At 72.9% G+C, this 15690-nt stretch carries 15 protein-coding genes and 1 pseudogene; 6 read left to right on the top strand and 10 right to left on the bottom strand.

Features of this window, described 5'->3' with window-relative positions:
- Positions 1 to 65: 65 nt before the first annotated feature.
- From OIE12_RS32345 to OIE12_RS32325, 5 genes are all read right to left on the bottom strand, one after another.
- Positions 66 to 617: a hypothetical protein gene (locus OIE12_RS32345; protein ID WP_329141505.1), complete on the bottom strand. Its 552-nt coding sequence runs from the start codon at positions 615 to 617 to the stop codon at positions 66 to 68.
- Entirely contained in the window at positions 614 to 2011 is a 1398-nt protein-coding gene (locus OIE12_RS32340; protein ID WP_329141504.1) for a hypothetical protein, read from the bottom strand. Before OIE12_RS32340 ends, OIE12_RS32345 begins: the two co-directional genes overlap by 4 nt.
- Positions 2008 to 2850 (bottom strand): ABC transporter ATP-binding protein, encoded by an 843-nt coding sequence (locus OIE12_RS32335; RefSeq protein WP_329141503.1) that lies wholly within the window; start codon positions 2848 to 2850, stop codon positions 2008 to 2010. The genes OIE12_RS32340 and OIE12_RS32335 overlap by 4 nt, the downstream gene beginning before the upstream one ends.
- A gap of 130 nt (positions 2851 to 2980) precedes the next feature.
- Positions 2981 to 3802, bottom strand: coding sequence for a zf-HC2 domain-containing protein (locus OIE12_RS32330; protein WP_329141502.1), 822 nt, complete (start codon positions 3800 to 3802; stop codon positions 2981 to 2983).
- Positions 3799 to 4359 (bottom strand): RNA polymerase sigma factor, encoded by a 561-nt coding sequence (locus OIE12_RS32325; protein ID WP_329141501.1) that lies wholly within the window; start codon positions 4357 to 4359, stop codon positions 3799 to 3801. The genes OIE12_RS32330 and OIE12_RS32325 overlap by 4 nt, the downstream gene beginning before the upstream one ends.
- A gap of 183 nt (positions 4360 to 4542) precedes the next feature.
- Here OIE12_RS32325 and OIE12_RS32320 point away from each other — a divergent pair, with 183 nt between their 5' ends.
- From OIE12_RS32320 to OIE12_RS32305, 4 genes and pseudogenes are all read left to right on the top strand, one after another.
- A complete protein-coding gene (locus OIE12_RS32320) occupies positions 4543 to 5580 on the top strand; it encodes an amidohydrolase family protein (RefSeq protein WP_329141500.1) in 1038 nt (345 codons plus the stop codon).
- An 88-nt stretch (positions 5581 to 5668) separates the two neighbouring features.
- Entirely contained in the window at positions 5669 to 6265 is a 597-nt protein-coding gene (locus tag OIE12_RS32315) for a TetR/AcrR family transcriptional regulator (protein ID WP_329141499.1), read from the top strand.
- A gap of 77 nt (positions 6266 to 6342) precedes the next feature.
- A pseudogene (locus OIE12_RS32310) lies at positions 6343 to 6741 on the top strand (MerR family transcriptional regulator); the annotation flags it as partial.
- Positions 6742 to 7135: 394 nt separating this feature from the next.
- Complete coding sequence (locus tag OIE12_RS32305) at positions 7136 to 8455, top strand: GDSL-type esterase/lipase family protein (RefSeq protein WP_329141498.1); 1320 nt, start codon at positions 7136 to 7138, stop codon at positions 8453 to 8455.
- A gap of 4 nt (positions 8456 to 8459) precedes the next feature.
- Here the strand turns inward: OIE12_RS32305 and OIE12_RS32300 are convergent, their stop codons facing one another.
- Positions 8460 to 9431, bottom strand: a complete 972-nt coding sequence (locus OIE12_RS32300; protein ID WP_329142359.1) for an alpha/beta hydrolase family protein — start codon at positions 9429 to 9431, stop codon at positions 8460 to 8462.
- A gap of 168 nt (positions 9432 to 9599) precedes the next feature.
- Between OIE12_RS32300 and OIE12_RS32295 the strand changes: the two genes are divergently transcribed.
- Positions 9600 to 9971: a MerR family transcriptional regulator gene (locus tag OIE12_RS32295; protein ID WP_329141497.1), complete on the top strand. Its 372-nt coding sequence runs from the start codon at positions 9600 to 9602 to the stop codon at positions 9969 to 9971.
- 26 nt (positions 9972 to 9997) lie between these two features.
- Here the strand turns inward: OIE12_RS32295 and OIE12_RS32290 are convergent, their stop codons facing one another.
- Entirely contained in the window at positions 9998 to 10408 is a 411-nt protein-coding gene (locus OIE12_RS32290) for a TIGR03618 family F420-dependent PPOX class oxidoreductase (protein ID WP_329141496.1), read from the bottom strand.
- 172 nt (positions 10409 to 10580) lie between these two features.
- Here OIE12_RS32290 and htpG point away from each other — a divergent pair, with 172 nt between their 5' ends.
- The gene (gene htpG / locus OIE12_RS32285) at positions 10581 to 12527 is read left to right on the top strand and encodes a molecular chaperone HtpG (protein ID WP_329141495.1); all 1947 of its coding nucleotides are present in this window, start codon (positions 10581 to 10583) and stop codon (positions 12525 to 12527) included.
- A 37-nt stretch (positions 12528 to 12564) separates the two neighbouring features.
- Here htpG and OIE12_RS32280 read toward each other — a convergent pair whose 3' ends face one another.
- Genes OIE12_RS32280 through OIE12_RS32270 form a run of 3 tightly spaced genes read right to left on the bottom strand, consistent with a single transcriptional unit; the run spans position 12565 to position 15651 of the window.
- Entirely contained in the window at positions 12565 to 13458 is an 894-nt protein-coding gene (locus OIE12_RS32280; RefSeq protein ID WP_329141494.1) for an STM4011 family radical SAM protein, read from the bottom strand.
- Positions 13459 to 13468: 10 nt separating this feature from the next.
- Positions 13469 to 14839 (bottom strand): STM4012 family radical SAM protein, encoded by a 1371-nt coding sequence (locus tag OIE12_RS32275; RefSeq protein WP_329141493.1) that lies wholly within the window; start codon positions 14837 to 14839, stop codon positions 13469 to 13471.
- Complete coding sequence (locus OIE12_RS32270; protein ID WP_329141492.1) at positions 14836 to 15651, bottom strand: STM4013/SEN3800 family hydrolase; 816 nt, start codon at positions 15649 to 15651, stop codon at positions 14836 to 14838. The genes OIE12_RS32275 and OIE12_RS32270 overlap by 4 nt, the downstream gene beginning before the upstream one ends.
- Between the last annotated feature and the right edge of the window lie 39 nt (positions 15652 to 15690).

The raw sequence follows: 15690 nt of genomic DNA, 5'->3' as shown, positions 1-15690 counted from the left end.
GCGCGTCCGGAGCGTTCACGCTCCGCACTCACGCGGACCGGGGCCGGCCACCGCGCCGTCCGCCGCTAGCGACGCGGGCCCGTGAGGGCGTAGGCCGTCGTGCCGGTGAGGGTGAGGGCTGCCGCCGTCCAGGTGGCCGTCGGGGTGCCGGGGGGTTGCAGGAGCCAGGTGGCGATCCGGGCCGGGGTGCTTGTCGCCGGCGGGGCGAAGAGGGTGAGAACGAGCCAGGTGAACGGGAGGGTCCAGGCGTACTGGGCGCCCGCCAGTGCCGCGCCCAGGGCAGCCAGCCCCAGCAGGCCCGCGGCGTCGCGGACGGCGAACTCCGTGGTGGCCGGGTCACCGGCCGCCAGTACCGCGCCGACGGCCGCGGCGGCGAGCAGCACGTGCGCCGCCCGGCGGGGAGCCCAGCGGATCGCGGCCGTCCGGTCCAGTGCGAGGTCCTGGCCGCCGAGGCCGACCGAGGCCGCCATCGCCCCCGTGGCGAGGACGAGCAGGGGCAGTCGCGGGTCCCCCGCCGTGTCCTGGGCGAGCACCGGCACCGCGACGGCGCTCACCAGCAGGACGGCGAGCGAGGCCGGCACCCGGCGCGAGCGCGCGTACAGCGTCAGCCATCTCACCGGGACCCACCGCCCTTGAGCGCCTCGAACGCGTCGCCGCGGCAGGAGAACGCGGCGGTGCGCATGGCGTTGATGCGCGACAGTTGTTCGGCCCGGGGCAGTGCCTCCAGCCTCTTCCAGACGGGGCGGGCCTGGGCGTCGACCTGGCGGCGCAGGACATCCGACTCCCCGGCGGGGAACGGTTTCAGGTCCCCGAGGACCCAGCCCACCGCGACCGCCTGCGCGTACAGGTCCCCGCCGACGCTGCTCCAGCCGACGGGGGTGCACCCCGGTGCCATGCCCTCGGCGATCAGGGCCCGGGTGAGTTCCTCACCCTTCGCCGCGCCGACGAGGTCGTCGTCGAAGCCGAACAGCACGGTCTCGCGGGACCACCGCGGTGTGGTGCCGTCCGGCAGGACCGTGGTGTTCTCCCGGACGGTGTCCGGGGCGCGGTCGCCCAGGGCCCGGCGCAGCAGGCGCAGCGCCTCCTTGCCGGGGCCCGCGAGGTCGTCGAGCCGCGTTCGGTGTGTCCGGGCCACGCACACCGGTCCGTCGCACACCGGTGCCGCGGCGCTCTCGTCGACGACGTACATCCGGTGCGGGTCGGTGGGCAGGACGAGCAGGGCGAGCACCGCGCCCGCCAGGGCGGGTGTCACGGCGAGCAGCCGGGTGCGCGCGGTCGCGGCGACCAGCAGGGCGAAGCCGGTCGCGGTCAGGCCGAGCAGCCAGAGCGTCTGGCCGACGTGCACGGAGGCGGAGAGCGTGACGAAGACGCTGTGCACTTCGTCCACCGTCGGTGACAGCAGGGAGACCCGGTTCGGCTCCGAGTTCGTGACGCCGGCCGCGGTGGTCGTCCGCGTGCGGCCCAGGGAGGCGTTCATCAGGACGGTGAACGCGAAGGCGGCCATGGCCAGCGCGGGCGGGGTGAGGACGGAGGGCAGGGTGCGTGCGACGCCCATGCCCAGGACGGCGCCCGCGACGAGGAACAGCACACCCACGAACGTGATCGGCAGCCACCGCAGGTGCGTGTAGTCGGTGTGGGCGAACACCTGGGCGCCGCCGACGAGGACGAGGAGGGCGAAGGCGCAGGCGAGGGTGAACGTCGTCGCGCCGGTCAGCACGGCCGCGCGGTGCCGGGCGGGCCGCGGTGTGCTGGTCAGCAGCTCGGGCATCTTCGCGCGGTGGTCGCGCAGCCCCTGGAGCGCACCGAGGCCCACGGTGAGCGGCCACAGGTAGAAGAGGAGGGCGCGGGTCCACAGGGCCAGCGACGTCCACTGGGCCGTCCACGCCGTGCTCCCCCGCCACCAGGAGCCGTCGATCAGGTACAGGAACGCGAGCGCGCCCGTGAGGACGACGGCGCCGGCCCAGGGCGCGACGGAGCGCCTCAACTCGGTGCGCAGGACACGGGCGTTCACCAGGAGCCCCCTTCCCGGCCGGACCTTCCGGACGTGCCGGACCTTCCCCGGCCGGAGTCGAGCAGCAGCGCCGAGTAGCCGCGTTCCAGCGGGGTGTCGCCCACGTGTTCGGGGCCGCCGGCCGCGGCCAGTCCCTCCGGGGTGCCCTGGAAGACCAGCCGCCCCTCCGCGAGGAGCACCACATGGGTGCAGGCGGCGCCCACGTCCTCGACCAGGTGGGTCGAGACGACGACGCACGTGTCGGTGCCCAGCTCCTGGAGCAGTTCGCGGAAGCGCAGCCGCTGCGCCGGGTCCAGGCCGACCGTCGGCTCGTCCAGAAGCAGGACCGCCGGGTCGTTGACGAGGGCCTGGGCGATGCCGACCCGGCGCACCATGCCGCCGGACAGCGTCTTCAGCCGGGCGTCCGCGCGGTCGGCGAGGCCCACGCGCTCGACCGCGCGCTGCACGGCGGCGGGGATGTCCGCCTTGGGCACCTCCTTCAGCCAGGCCATGTATTCGACGAACTCGCGCACCGTGAAGCGCTTGTAGTAGCCGAACTCCTGCGGCAGGTAGCCGATCCGGCGGCGCAGCGCCCGGTGTTCGCCCCTGCCGCCCACGGACTGGCCGAGCAGTTCCAGGGTGCCGCCGGCGGGGCGCAGCACGGTGGCCAGCGCCCGGATGAGAGTGGTCTTGCCCGCGCCGTTGGGGCCGAGCAGGCCGTGCACGCCGGTGCCGAGGGACAGGTCGAGCCCGTCGACCGCCATGCGCTTCCGGCCGGCCCTGACCTTCAGTCCGGCGGCCCGGATCTGCCAGGCGTACGCCGTGGGGGCGAGGTCGGCCGCGCTCACTGCGGGCGTCATGCGGGGGTCCTCCTTGTCGTCGTCGTAGCGGTGGTCGTTGTCGTAGCGGTGGTCGTTGTCGTAGCGGTCGTCGTCATCGATGTCGTGGTCATTGATGTCGCGTCATTGATGTCGCGTCATTGATGTCGCGTCATTGATGGGCCCCCAGCTCGGCGTACGCGCCCCTGCGGGCGAGTACGACCGCGGTGCCGAGGGCGAGGAGCAGTGCCCACACGGGCAGCGCGTCCGTCCGCAGGACGGCGGCGGTGCGGCCGGCGGCCAGGGTCGGCGCCGCGATCACGGCGGTCCACACGGCCACCAGGGACACGGCGGCACGGGTCACGCCGATGACGCCGCCGAGCGCCAGGGTCGCCGTGGTGAACGCGAGGCAGGGCAGCAGCCACTGACCTGCCGTCACCCCCGTCGCCCCTCCGCCCACGAGCAGCGCGGGGACGACCACGGCGAGCACGGACGCGGTGCGTCGCAGCACGAGCCGCAGTCCCGCCCTCGGCACGGAGGCCGTCAGCTCGTACGCCGGGTCCAGGCCGCGCGACCACGACGCGGCGACGCCGAGCACGGGCAGGACCGGGGCCAGCAGCAGGACGAGCGGTGCCTCGCCGGTGCCGGTGCCGATCCGGTCGAGCAGCAGCGCGAGCAGGGTCACGCTCACCACCATGGCCAGCCACGGCACCATCACCGGGGTCATCCAGCGCGAGAGCCGGGCGGACCACCGCCGCCGGTACGGCATGACGGGCGTGGCGGCCAGCCGGGGTTGGAGCCCCGACCACACGGTGTCGACCAGTGCCGCCACGGCCGGGGACCGCGCGGCCACGGTGTCCGCCAGCCGGTCGCGGCAGACCCGGCACCCCTCCAGATGGGCCTCCAGGGCCCACACCTCGTCGTCGGCGAGGGCGTCCGTGACGCCGCGCGCGTAGGCGTCGATGCTCCGTACCGACGCGTGTTCCCCACTCATGTCAGTGCCTTCCGCATCGCGAGCCGGGCCCGGCGGGCGCGGGTCTTGACGGTTCCCTCGGGCAGCCCGAGCAGGACCGCGGTCTCGCGGACGGACATGCCGTCGAGCACCAGGGCCTGCAGTACCTGCCGGAGCTCCGGCGCGAGGCGCCGCAGCGCGTCCCCGACGTCGCCGTCGACGGTCGCCGCGAGCGCCTCCTCCTCGGCGGCGGGCGCCGCGGTGCGCGGGGCGGCGGCGGGCGGCGGCTCCGCGTGGTGGGCGCGGCGCCGGAACGCGTCGACGAGGCGGCGCGCGGCGATCGTCCACAGCCAGCCGACGGCGGTGCCGCCGGCCGCGCTCCCGGCGAACGCGCCCGCCGCGCGCCACACCGCGAGATACGTCTCCTGCATCACCTCGGCGACGATCTGCTCGTCCGCACACCGCCGGCGCAACCGCACCGCCAGCGACGGCGCGGTCCGCCGGTACAGCTCCTCGAACGCACCACGGTCACCCTTGGCCACGAGCCGGACGAGCCCCTCCTCGTCCAGCTCACCCGGCGCCTTCCTTCCTGATCTCACGCCTTCTAGACGCGGGGCGACGGCGACAGGTTTTCCGTCTGGAGTGATGCCGGTCACATCGCGGGACGGGTCGTGCGATCTCGAAGCCGCGAGCGATATCGTTGATCGCATCTTGGCGCTTCCGCTGTTACTATCACCGGTAACGCAATAAGGGTTTCAACGGTAACAACGAGGAGAAGCGTCATGTCCGACCGTTTGCGGATCATCGGAGTGGAAGAGACCGTCGTCGTACCGGCCGTCCACGAGGCGTACCAGCGGGCCGGATCGCCCCAAATCTTCTCGCGGGGCTTCGGGGACAGCCCGATCGCGAAGAACCTGCGCGACGTCGGTGCGCGGCGGCTGGCGCACATGGACGATCAGGGCATCGACGTCGCCGTGCTCTCCCTGTCGTCCCCCGGCGTGCAGGACCTGCCGGAGACCGACGCCGTGGCGGTGGCGCGCGAGGCCAACGACCAGCTTGCCGAGATCGTCGCCTCCCGGCCCGATCGCTTCCAGGCGTTCGCCGCGATCCCCACCCAGTCGCCGGCCGCGGCCGCGGCCGAGCTGGAGCGTGCCGTGTGCGAGCTGGGCTTTCCCGGGGCCATGGTGTACGGGCGCACCGGTAACAAGCCGGCCGACCACCCGGACAACGACGAGCTGTACGCGATGGCCGAGCGCCTCGCCGTGCCGCTGCACTTCCACCCGCAGACACCGGTCCAGCCCGTCATCGACGCCTACTACTCCGATCTCCCCGAGCCCATCGGCCCCCTGCTGGCCGGCGCCGGGCTCGGCTGGTACTACGACCTCGGCGTCCAGTACCTGCGCATGATCTTCTCAGGTGTCTTCGACCGGTTTCCCGAACTGCAGGTGATCGCCGGGCACTGGGGCGAGGTCGTGCTCTTCTACCTCGACCACACCGGCTTCTTCGGCGAGGCGGGCCGCCTGGGCCGGCCGCTGGCGGACTACTTCACGCGCAACTTCTGGGTCGCCGGCAGCGGCACCAACAGCCCTCGTTACCTGCGCTGGACCGCCGAAGTGATGGGCACCGACCGGATGCTGTACTCCACGGACTACCCCTTCACCTACGGCTTCCGCCCCGGTGGTTTCCCCTACGTCGACACCAGCGACGGCGAGGCCCGCTCCTTCCTGGAGAACTCGCCCTTCACCGACGAGCAGAAGGCCGACATCGGCCACCGCAACTGGGAACGTCTCACCGCCCGCGCCAGGCGCCTGCCGGTCTGAGGCGCCACCATGCGTGGGGCGGCACCTCATTTCGTGTCCGCTAGGCTGCCCGGAGAGGTACCCCACGTGGCAAAGGCGGGAAGTGACCGTGCCCGACACCGCAGCGCGACGGCCCGTGCGCGCCGACGCCCGGCGCAACCACGAGCGCATCGTCGCCGCCGCCCACGAGGCGTTCGCGACCCATGGAGCCGGCGCCTCGCTGGAGGAGATCGCCCGCCGGGCGGGCGTCGGCTCGGCGACCCTGCACCGCCACTTCCCCTCCCGGCGGTCGCTGCTGGACGCCGTCTTCCACGACCGCGTCGAGGCCCTCTGCGCCAAGGCGCACCAGTACGCGCGGGAGAGCGAGCCCGGCACCGCCCTCTTCTCCTGGCTGCGGGACTTCAACGCCTACGCGGCCACCTGCCGCGGTCTGGCCGCCTCGCTCGTGCACGACGGCCGGGACCGGGAGCCGGAGCCGGTGCGGCAGAAGGACGGCTGCACGACGATGATCACCGCCGCGGCCGGCGAACTGCTGCGCCGGGCGCAGCAGTCGGGCGCGGCCCGCCCCGGCATCCGCGTCGAGGACCTGCTCGCCCTCGTCAGGACCATCTCACTGGCCACCGAGCACCAGGACGACGACGAGCAGGCGCGCCGGCTCCTGGACATCGCGATCGACGGCGTGCGCGCGGAGCACCGGGAGCACTGAGCCGCGCCGGGGCGACCCGGGTCACCGGACGGCGTCTTGACCCTCACACCGTGTCAGGCGGTCGACTCGGAGACATCATGTTCACCATCGGAGACTTCGCCCGGCACGGCCGCGTCTCGGTCCGGATGCTGCGTCACTACGACGCGACCGGTCTGCTGCGCCCGGCCCACGTCGACCCCGTCAACGGCTACCGCCACTACACCGCCGGCCAACTCGCCCGCCTCAACCGGATCATCGCGCTGAAGGGCCTCGGCTTCACCCTGCGCCAGGTCCGGGACATCGTGGACGAGAAGGCCGGCGCCGAGGAACTGCGCGGCATGCTGCGGCTGCGGCGGGCGGAACTGGAGGCCGCCGTGGCCGCCGCGCGGGCGCGACTGGTCCAGGTCGAGGCGAGACTCCGAGCGATCGAGAGCGAGGGGCACATGCCCACGAACGACGTCGTCCTCAAAACCGTCCCCACCCCCCGGGTGGCGGATCGGCCCTGACCCCCGCCTCGTCCAGCGGATGCGGGGCCTCCCGCATGGTGCGCGGCCATTCCGGGTCGGTCATGTCCACCGGTCGCGTGGCGATGGGCTCGACGCACGCGTCAAGGAGCGCGACCCATTCCGCGAGCTCTGCCATTTCCCTCAACCCTGCCTCCGCACCCCCGTGTTCGCCGGACGTGGCACGGCGCCGTCGTGCCTGGTCCTCCCCTGTCTCGCGCCCTCTCAACCGCGCTTCGTGCCGCGCCGTCGGTGCGCCCACGCACTGTTTCGGGGTGGGCCGATGGTGTCTAGGATGCGGGAGTCGTCACAGAGGCCCGGAACGGATCCGCCCCATGGCCCGCGCGCAGATGACCGCACCCGTCCGCTCACGTCGGAAGGCACCCCCATGCGTCCACTGTTCGCCCGCGTGCTCCGCCCCGTCCGGACCCGCCGCACCAGACGTGTCGCGGCCGCGCTGGCCCTGACCGTCGCCTCGTCGGTCATCGCCACCTCCGCGACCACGGCGGCCGCCCCCGCCACCGGTCAACACGGCCGCGACCACGGCTGGTTCACCTCGTGGGCCACCTCCCAGCAGCATCTGTCCGGCACCCCGCTGCGCGAGCAGTCCCTGCGCATGATCACCCACCTGAGCCAGGGCGGTGACGCGCTGCGCGTGCGCATCCAGAACACCTTCGGCGACACCCCCCTCACCGTCGACGCGGCCACGGTGGCGCGCACCACCGGCAAGAGCGCCGCGACGGAAGGCACCCCGCGCACCGTCACGTTCGACGGCCGGCGCACGGTCGTCGTCCCGGCCCACGGCGAGGTGTGGAGCGACAGCACCCGGCTCACCACCAGGGCCCAGGGCGACGTCGCGGTGTCGCTGTCCGTCTCCGGCACGGCGCCCGCGGGCCGGCACGACAGCGCGTTCCGCACCAACTACCTGACCCCGCCCGGCTCCGGCGACCACACCGCCGACGCGAGCGGCGAGGCGTACACCGAGAAGACGGAGTCCACCTACCTGGTGAGCGCCGTCGACGTGCACAACACCCGGCTGCGCGGCAGCCTCGTCGCCTTCGGCAGCTCGGTCGTGGACGGCACCGGTTCCACCAGCTGCGGCCCGGGCTGCGAGCGCCCGGGCGAGAACCTGCGCTGGACGGACGATCTGGCCCGGCGCATCACCGCCGAACTCCCCGCCTCGCGTCAGTTCGCCGTCGCCAACGAAGGCATCGGCGGCACCACCAGCGCCTCCACCTGTCCCGGCATCGGCGACTCCCTCCGCGGCCTGGACGCCGCCTCCCGGCTGGAGCGGGACGTCCTCGCGCTGCACGGGGTCACCGGCGTCCTCTACTACTACGGCACCAACGACCTCGCCGACGGCTGCGACGCCGACCAGATCCTCGCCAGCTACCGCGAGGTCTTCCAGCGGCTGCGGGACGCGGGGATCAAGGTGTACGTCACGCCCATCACCCCCCGCCCCGGCTACAGCGACCAGAACAACCGCGACCGGCACACCGTCGGCACGTTCGTGTCGACGTGGAACAACTGCTCCGGCACCTGCGACGGCGTCCTTCCCTTCGACCAGGTGCTGGCGGACCCGGTGAAGCCGAACAGCATCAACCCGGCGTACGACCTCGGGGACGGCATCCACGCGAACATCGCCGGCCAGCAGGCCCTGGCCGATGTCGTCTCGCTCCCGATGCTGGCGGCCTCGGCCCGCCGCTGACCGCCTATTCCGAGAGCCCTCCGCCCGGCCCCCTCCTGGTTTCCAGGCGGGCCCGGGCGGCGGCGCCGTCGTCCCCGTCGTCTGCGAGCGCCTTGCGCGCCGCCACCCAGGCCGCGTCGTCGATCCCGAGGGCGTGGCGCAGATAGGCCCAGGTGACGCGTTGGAGCAGGGCGACGCGGGCGGGATCGGCGTCCGTGGTCTCGGCGGCCTCGTAGCCGGGGATCCCGCCCAGCGAGTGCTCGGCCCCGACCAGGGTGAGCAGGCTCTTGTCGCCCGGGCTCAGGGTGTAGGCGTCGGTCATCCAGTCCGGCCCCCGGTGGGACAGCGGGGAGTCGTCCCGGTCACCGACGACCACCAGGGCCGGAGTCGTCATACGGGCGAAACTCGGGTTCAGGAAGGGGAAGTTCTCAGCGGCGAAGGGGGTCAGGTCGGCGCCGCCCTTCCCGGCCGTGGCGAGGAGGACTCCGGCCCTGATCCGCGCGTCGGACAGGTCGTCCTCCTCCTTCCCGGTCACCGGGTCGAGGACGCGCAGTCCGAGGAGGTTGCCGGTCGTCTGGCCGCCGAAGGAGTGCCCGGCCGCGGCGACACGGTCCCGGTCGACGCGTCCGCGGAGGCCGGGGACGGCGGCCTCCAGCACGTCGAGGTGGTCCAGGACGCGCTTCATGTCCTCGACCCGGAACCGCCACAGCCGCGGTGTGCGGGGGTCGTCCTGGGGCAGGCCGACGGTACGGGAGTCGAGGTGGGTGGGCTGGACCACCACGAAGCCGTGCGCGGCCCAGAAGTCGGCCAGCGGCCCGTAGCCGTCCAGCGAGGAGCCGTAGCCGTGGGAGAAGAGGACGACGGGGAGCGCGCTCCCGGTCACCGGGGCGGAGATCCTGACCTGGAGATCGATGCCCCGGTCGGGTGATTCCAGCGTCACCGGCTTGACCGAGACGACGGGGACGGCGGCGGCGAGATGCGCATCGATCACCGGCATGACGGATATGTCGTTTTCAGTCACGGGAAGATCCTCTTTCGGACGCGGAAGCGGAAGGGAGAGCCGGCGCCCGGCGGCCCCGACGGGGCGGGCGCGGCGAGGACTACGCTAAAAGCTCACGTCGGCGTCAGGAGCAAGCGCCGGCGTCCGTCCGCCCCGGAGGCATCGATGCGCATCGGCGAACTCGCCGCCCTCACGGGCGTCAGCGTGCGGGCCCTGCGGTACTACGAGGAGCAGGAACTGCTCGCCGCCGAACGCGGTCCCGGCGGCCGGCGCCGGTACCCGGACGACGCGGTCGACCGCGTCCGGCTGATCCAGCGGCTGTACGCGGCGGGTCTGTCGAGCCGGACGATCAGGGAGCTGCTGCCGCGCGCGGCGGACGGCGATGCCACACCGGAGCTGCTTGAGCGGCTCTCCGCCGAACGGCGGCGGCTCGACGGGCGGATCGACGAGCTCCTGACCACCCGGGGCGAGCTGGACGAGGTCATCGCCCTCGCCACCGACAACTGGCGGACGGGCCACCGCTGCCCGAACCACTGACCGCCGCGCGGCCGGCCGTCCCGCGCCTACCAGCCGGACGGCTTCACCGTCCCCATGACCCGGTCGACGGCGACCTCGATGACCACCCGCTCGGGGTTGGGCCGCGGCGGCTTGTACCGCTCGGCGTACCGGCGTTCGGCCTCGGCGACCGACGCGGCGTCGTCGCGCACGACGGCGACCCCTTCCAGCGTGCACCACCGGCGGCCGTCGACCTGGCTGAGGGCGACCCGTGTGCCCGCCGCCCCGGCGGCGCGGACGTTGCGCACCTTCCTGCTGCCCCCGCTGCTGATGACCCGGGCGATCCGCGTCGCGGGATCGTAGGTGACGCCGACCGGCACCTGGTGCGGTGTCCCGTCGGGACGCGGGGTGACGAGGAAGCAGACCCGGCGCTCCCGCCAGAACGCGTCACCGGATGCGGACGGGCTGTCGGCGGACACGTGATCTCCTCGTGCGAAGGCGAGCGGTACGGCGGGCGGTGGACCGCCCGGCCGAGCCGGGACGACCGCGTTCATCCTAGGCAGCGCAAGAACGGATCCGTCCCGCCGCCCGGCTGTTTTAAAGTGACGTCGACCCATACCGGTGACCCGACCTGTGAGGTGAACGCCAGCCATGCCGGCCGAAACGTTTGAGTTCCAAGTAGAGGCCCGTCAGCTGCTCCAGCTGATGATCCACTCGGTCTACTCGAACAAGGACGTCTTCCTGCGCGAAATCGTCTCGAACGCCTCCGACGCACTGGACAAGCTGCGGCTGGAGGCGCTCCGCGACGACACCCTCGACGCCGACACGAGCGATCTGCACATCGAGATCGAGACCGACCCGGACGCCCGGACGCTCACCGTGCGGGACAACGGCATCGGAATGTCGTACGACGAGGCCGGACGGCTCATCGGCACCATCGCCAACTCGGGGACCGCCGAGTTCCTGCGGGAGCTGCGCGAGGCCAAGGAGAGCGCCGAGGCAGGCGCCAAGGAGAGCGGCGGTGACGCCGACGGCGCCGAAGGGCTCATCGGCCAGTTCGGCGTCGGCTTCTACTCCGGCTTCATGGTGGCCGACGAGATGACCGTGGTGACCCGCCGGGCAGGCGAGTCGCAGGGCATCCGCTGGAGTTCGCGCGGCGAGGGCACGTACAGCCTGGAGAAGGTCGACGAGGCCCCGCAGGGCACCGCCGTCACCCTGCACCTCAAGCCGGCCGACCCCGACGACCAGCTCCACGACTACACCTCCCCGTACACGATCCGCGAGATCGTCAAGCGGTACTCCGACTTCATCACCTGGCCCATCCGGATGGCCGGGGAGAAGCCGGAGGGCGGCGAGGCGGGCGAGGACGGGGACGCGCAGGCCACGCCCGAGACGCTGAACTCGATGAAGGCGCTGTGGGCGCGTCCGCGGGACGAGGTGTCCGACGACGAGTACCACGAGCTGTACAAGCACATCGGCCACGACTGGCGGCCCCCGCTGGAGACCATCCGCTTCCAGGCCGAGGGCACGTTCGAGTACCAGGCGCTGCTGTTCCTCCCGGAGCACGCCCCGCACGACCTGTTCACGCGCGGCTACCGGCACGGACTGCAGCTGTACGTGAAGCGCGTCCTCATCATGGACGACTGCGAGGCGCTGCTGCCGTCCTATCTGCGGTTCGTCAAGGGTGTCGTGGACGCGCAGGACCTCTCGCTCAACGTCTCCCGCGAGATCCTGCAGCAGGACCGGCACATCCGCATGATCCAGCGGCGGCTCACCAAGAAGGTGCTGTCCTCGCTCAAGGACATGAAGGCCAAGAGCCCCGAGCGGTTCGCCACGTTCTGGCGGGAGTTCGGGACGGCGGTCAAGGAGGGGCTGGTCACCGACTCCGACAGCCGGGACGCGATCCTCGCCGTCACCACCCTCGCCAGCACGCACGGCGAGGAGCCGACCACCCTCCAGGAGTACGTGGAGCGGATGCGGGACGGCCAGGACGACATCTACTACATGACCGGCGAGTCCCGGCAGAGCATCGAGAGCTCCCCGCACATGGAGGCGCTGCGCGCCCGGGACGTCGAGGTGCTGCTGCTCACCGACCCGGTCGACGAGGTGTGGGTCGACACCGTCGGCGAGTTCGAGGGCAAGCGGCTGCGGTCGGTCGCCAAGGGCGAGGTCGACCCCGTCCCGGACGAGAAGGGCGAGGAGGAGCGCGAGAAGCAGGGCGAGGAGTACGCCGCGCTGCTCGGCTGGATGAAGGAGCAGCTCGAGTCGGAGGTCAAGGACGTCCGGCTGTCGGCACGGCTCACCACCTCCCCCGCCTGTGTCGTCTCCGACTCCGACGACCTCTCCCCCGCGCTGGAGAACATGTACCGCGCGATGGGCCAGGAGGTGCCGAAGACCAAGCGCATCCTGGAACTCAACGCCGGGCACCCGCTGGTGAGCGCGCTGAACCGGGCGTACGGGGAGCGCGAGGACCGCAGCGGTCTGGTGGAGACCGCCGAGCTGCTGCACACCCTGGCCGTGCTCGCCGAGGGCGGGCGGCCGGAGGAGCCCGGACGGTTCGTCAGGACGGTGGCCGACCGCCTGGCGAACACGCTGTAGCTCCTCCTGCCGTTCCGACGCGGCCCGCCGTACCGGCTCACCCGGTACGGCGGGCCGTGCGCGTGACCGGGTGAGTGGCAGCCGTGGGGACGGCCGCCGGTATGCGTTCCAGGACGCCGCCCGCGAAGACGTCGTACAGCGGCAGGGTCTCCAGGTGGACGTAGCCGATGTGGCAGTCGCACACGGCGAGCGGGCACGGGCGGGGGCGCAGCGCGGCGCGGTAGGAGCCGTCGTAGAGGTTGCCGAGTTCGGCGCGGACGAAGTGGCAGCGGCGGACGGTGCCCTCGCCGTCGACGGAGATCACCGACTCGCCGGTGCGGCAGGGCAGTCCGGCGCTGGCGTGCGGGTGGCGGCTGTAGGGGAACAGGGGGTCCAGGGCCGTCCAGTGGCCGGCCTCGGCGTCGGTATAGGTGTGGTCCTCGGCCGCGTTGATCCACAGGTAGACATGGTCGGGCAGGTCCGCGCGGAGCCGGCGGGCGGCGTCCAGGTGTGCGGGCAGGCCGACGACGCCGACGCTGAACCGGACGCCCCGGTCGGCCAGTTCGCGGCACTTGCCGAGGAAGCGGTCGTAGGGCGTCTGGCCCGGGTGGTACGTGCACCACAGGGCGAGGGTGTCGGGGTCGGCCCCGGCGAGCCAGTCGGTGCGGCAGCTGAGGTTGGTCTGGATGGCGACGCGGCGGATGTGCGGCAGGTGCGACAGCTCGGCGAGGGTCCGCCGGTACCAGGAGCGGACCAGCCCCTCTCCCCACGGGGTGAACAGCAGGGAGAGTCGGTCGTCCTTCCGGTCGGCGGCCCAGTGCGCGAAGCGTTCCAGGGCGGCGCGGTCGGCGCGGAGCTGGGCGGTGGAGTCGCGGCGCTTGGCGAACGGGCAGTACGGGCAGTCGTAGTCGCAGGAGGCGAGCGGCCCCCGGTACAGGACGGTCAGGTCCATGGGCGGCGGGTCACTTCCTCTCGTACGCGGCCATGGCGGCACGCACGGCCGGGGAGAACAGCAGCGGTCCGACGGCGTCGGAGTGGGCCAGTCCCTCGGGGGTGAGCCGCAGCCGGCCGTCGGCGGCGGACAGCCAGCCCCGGTCGGCGAGTACGTCCAGCTCGGTGCCGAAGTCGTCGGCGGGAGCCTGTCCGAAGCGGGTGCGGTAGTCGCTCTCGGTCAGGCCCTCGGCCTGGAGGAGGGACTGCAGGAGGTGCCGGCGGCGGGCCTCGTGGGCGTCCATCCGGTGGCCGACCTCGGCGCGGGTGAAGTCCTCGGTGGCGACGTAGTCGTCGATGATGCCGCGGATGGCGTGCATGCCGACGGCGTAGTCGAAGGAGTAGTGGAGCCCGGCGGTGTACGAGCGGGCGCCGCAGCCGAGGCCGATCATGCCGTCGGTCTGGCAGGCGTAGTCGTCCGCGCCCTGGGGCGGGGCGTCCGCGCGGCGGAACATCCGCATGGACTGCTGGGTGTAGCCGCGGGCGAGCAGGTGGTCGCGGCCGGCGCGGTACAGGCGCAGCCGCTGGGCGTCCCAGGCCGGGTCGCCGCCGGGTCCACAGGCGGCACGGTGGCGGTCCAGGCCGGTGAGGGGGCGGACGTAGAGCGGGTAGAGGTAGAGCTCCTCGGGTTCCCAGGCGAGGGCGGCGTCCAGGGACCGGCGCCAGGTGTCCTCGGTCTGGCCGTCGATGCCGTAGATCAGGTCGATGTTGAGCACCGGGACGCGGGCGTCGCGGATCCGGCCGAGCGCCGCCTCGACGTCGGCGCGGCGCTGGGGGCGTACGGCGGCACGGGCCTCGGCCTCGACGAAGCTCTGCACGCCGAGGCTGAGCCGGGTGGCGCCCCGGCCGGCCAGGACGGCGAGGCGGTCGGCGGTGGCCGTGGCGGGTGAGGCCTCGACGGAGAGGGGTATCGCGTCGAGCCGGGCGCCCATGCGCGACTCGGCGATGTCGCACAGGCGGTCGAGCTCGCGCGCGGTCAGGAAGGTGGGCGTTCCGCCGCCGAACGCGGCCGTGGCGAACCGGATGTCCTCGCTCTCACCGAGCGCTTCGCGCACGGCGTCGGCCTGGCGTTCGAGGGCGTCCAGGTAGGCGCCGGTGAGCCCGTCGGGGGCGCCGATGCGGGTGAAGAGGTTGCAGAAGCCGCAGCGTACTTCGCAGAAGGGGATGTGCAGATAGAGGGAGAGGGCGCTCTTGTCCTCCGCCGCCCACAGGGAGGTGAGGGAGGGGCGGTCGGGGAGCCGGCGGTAGGCGCTCTTGTGCGGGTAGGCGTAGACGTAGTGCTGGTAGGGGGTGGCCGGCGGTGCGGTGGTGGCCGGGGTGGTGCGGGTCGGGGCTGTCGTCATCGGTGGGCCTCGGCGGGGTCGAGGAAGAAGTGGGCGTAGGGCACGGTCCACACGCAGGGGTGGCCGAGGCGGTGACCGGTGTAGCCGTCGTCGCCGTAGGCGGTGCCGTGGTCGGAGCAGACGATGGCGAAGCAGCGGCGGCGGGAGGCGGCGGCCGCGAACAGGCGGCCGATGTGCCGGTCGACGTACTCCAGGGCGGCGGCGTGCGTCCGCCGGGTGTCGCCGGCCTCGCGGGTGCCGCCGGGCAGATGGAACCAGTTGGGCTGGTGCAGCGCGGAGACGTTGACGAAGAGGAACAGCCGCTGTTCGGCGGGGAGCCGGGCGACGACCTGCTCGGCCCGGTCGATCTGGTGCTCGAAGGAGTGGGGCGAGGTGACGCCGAACTCCGGTTCCCAGTGCGCCTCCTGGAAGAGACCGGGGAGGACGGAGCCGAGCGGGCCCTGTCCGTTGAAGAAGCCGACGCCGCCGATGCACACCGTGCGGTAGCCCTGCCCGGCCAGCCCGGAGACGAGGTCGGGGGTGTCGTAGACGAAAGTGCCGGGCGCGGTGCTCTCGCTGCCGGCGAAGCTCGCCGCGAACAGCCGCGGGTGCGGGCCGGGTCCGGCCGGGGTGGGCAGGAAGCCCGCGAAGATGGCCTGGTGGGAGGCGTAGGTGAAGCTGCCGGGCGCGTGCCGCTCCTCCCACCGGCCGTCGGGCAGGTGGCGGGCGAGGTTCGGCAGCCGGCCCTGTTCGGCCAGCTCGACGGCCACGTCGTGGCGCAGGGTGTCGAGGGTGACCAGCAGGATGTCGTGAGCGCCGACGATCGCGTTCATGTCGGGAGAGGGTGGGCCGGGCGGAACGGGTGTGGCCGG

The organism is Streptomyces sp. NBC_00670 (genome assembly GCF_036226765.1).
GTDB lineage: Bacteria > Actinomycetota > Actinomycetes > Streptomycetales > Streptomycetaceae > Streptomyces.
The sequence above is the reverse complement of the archived record's forward strand: the minus strand, read 5'-3'. Positions and strand labels throughout refer to the sequence as shown.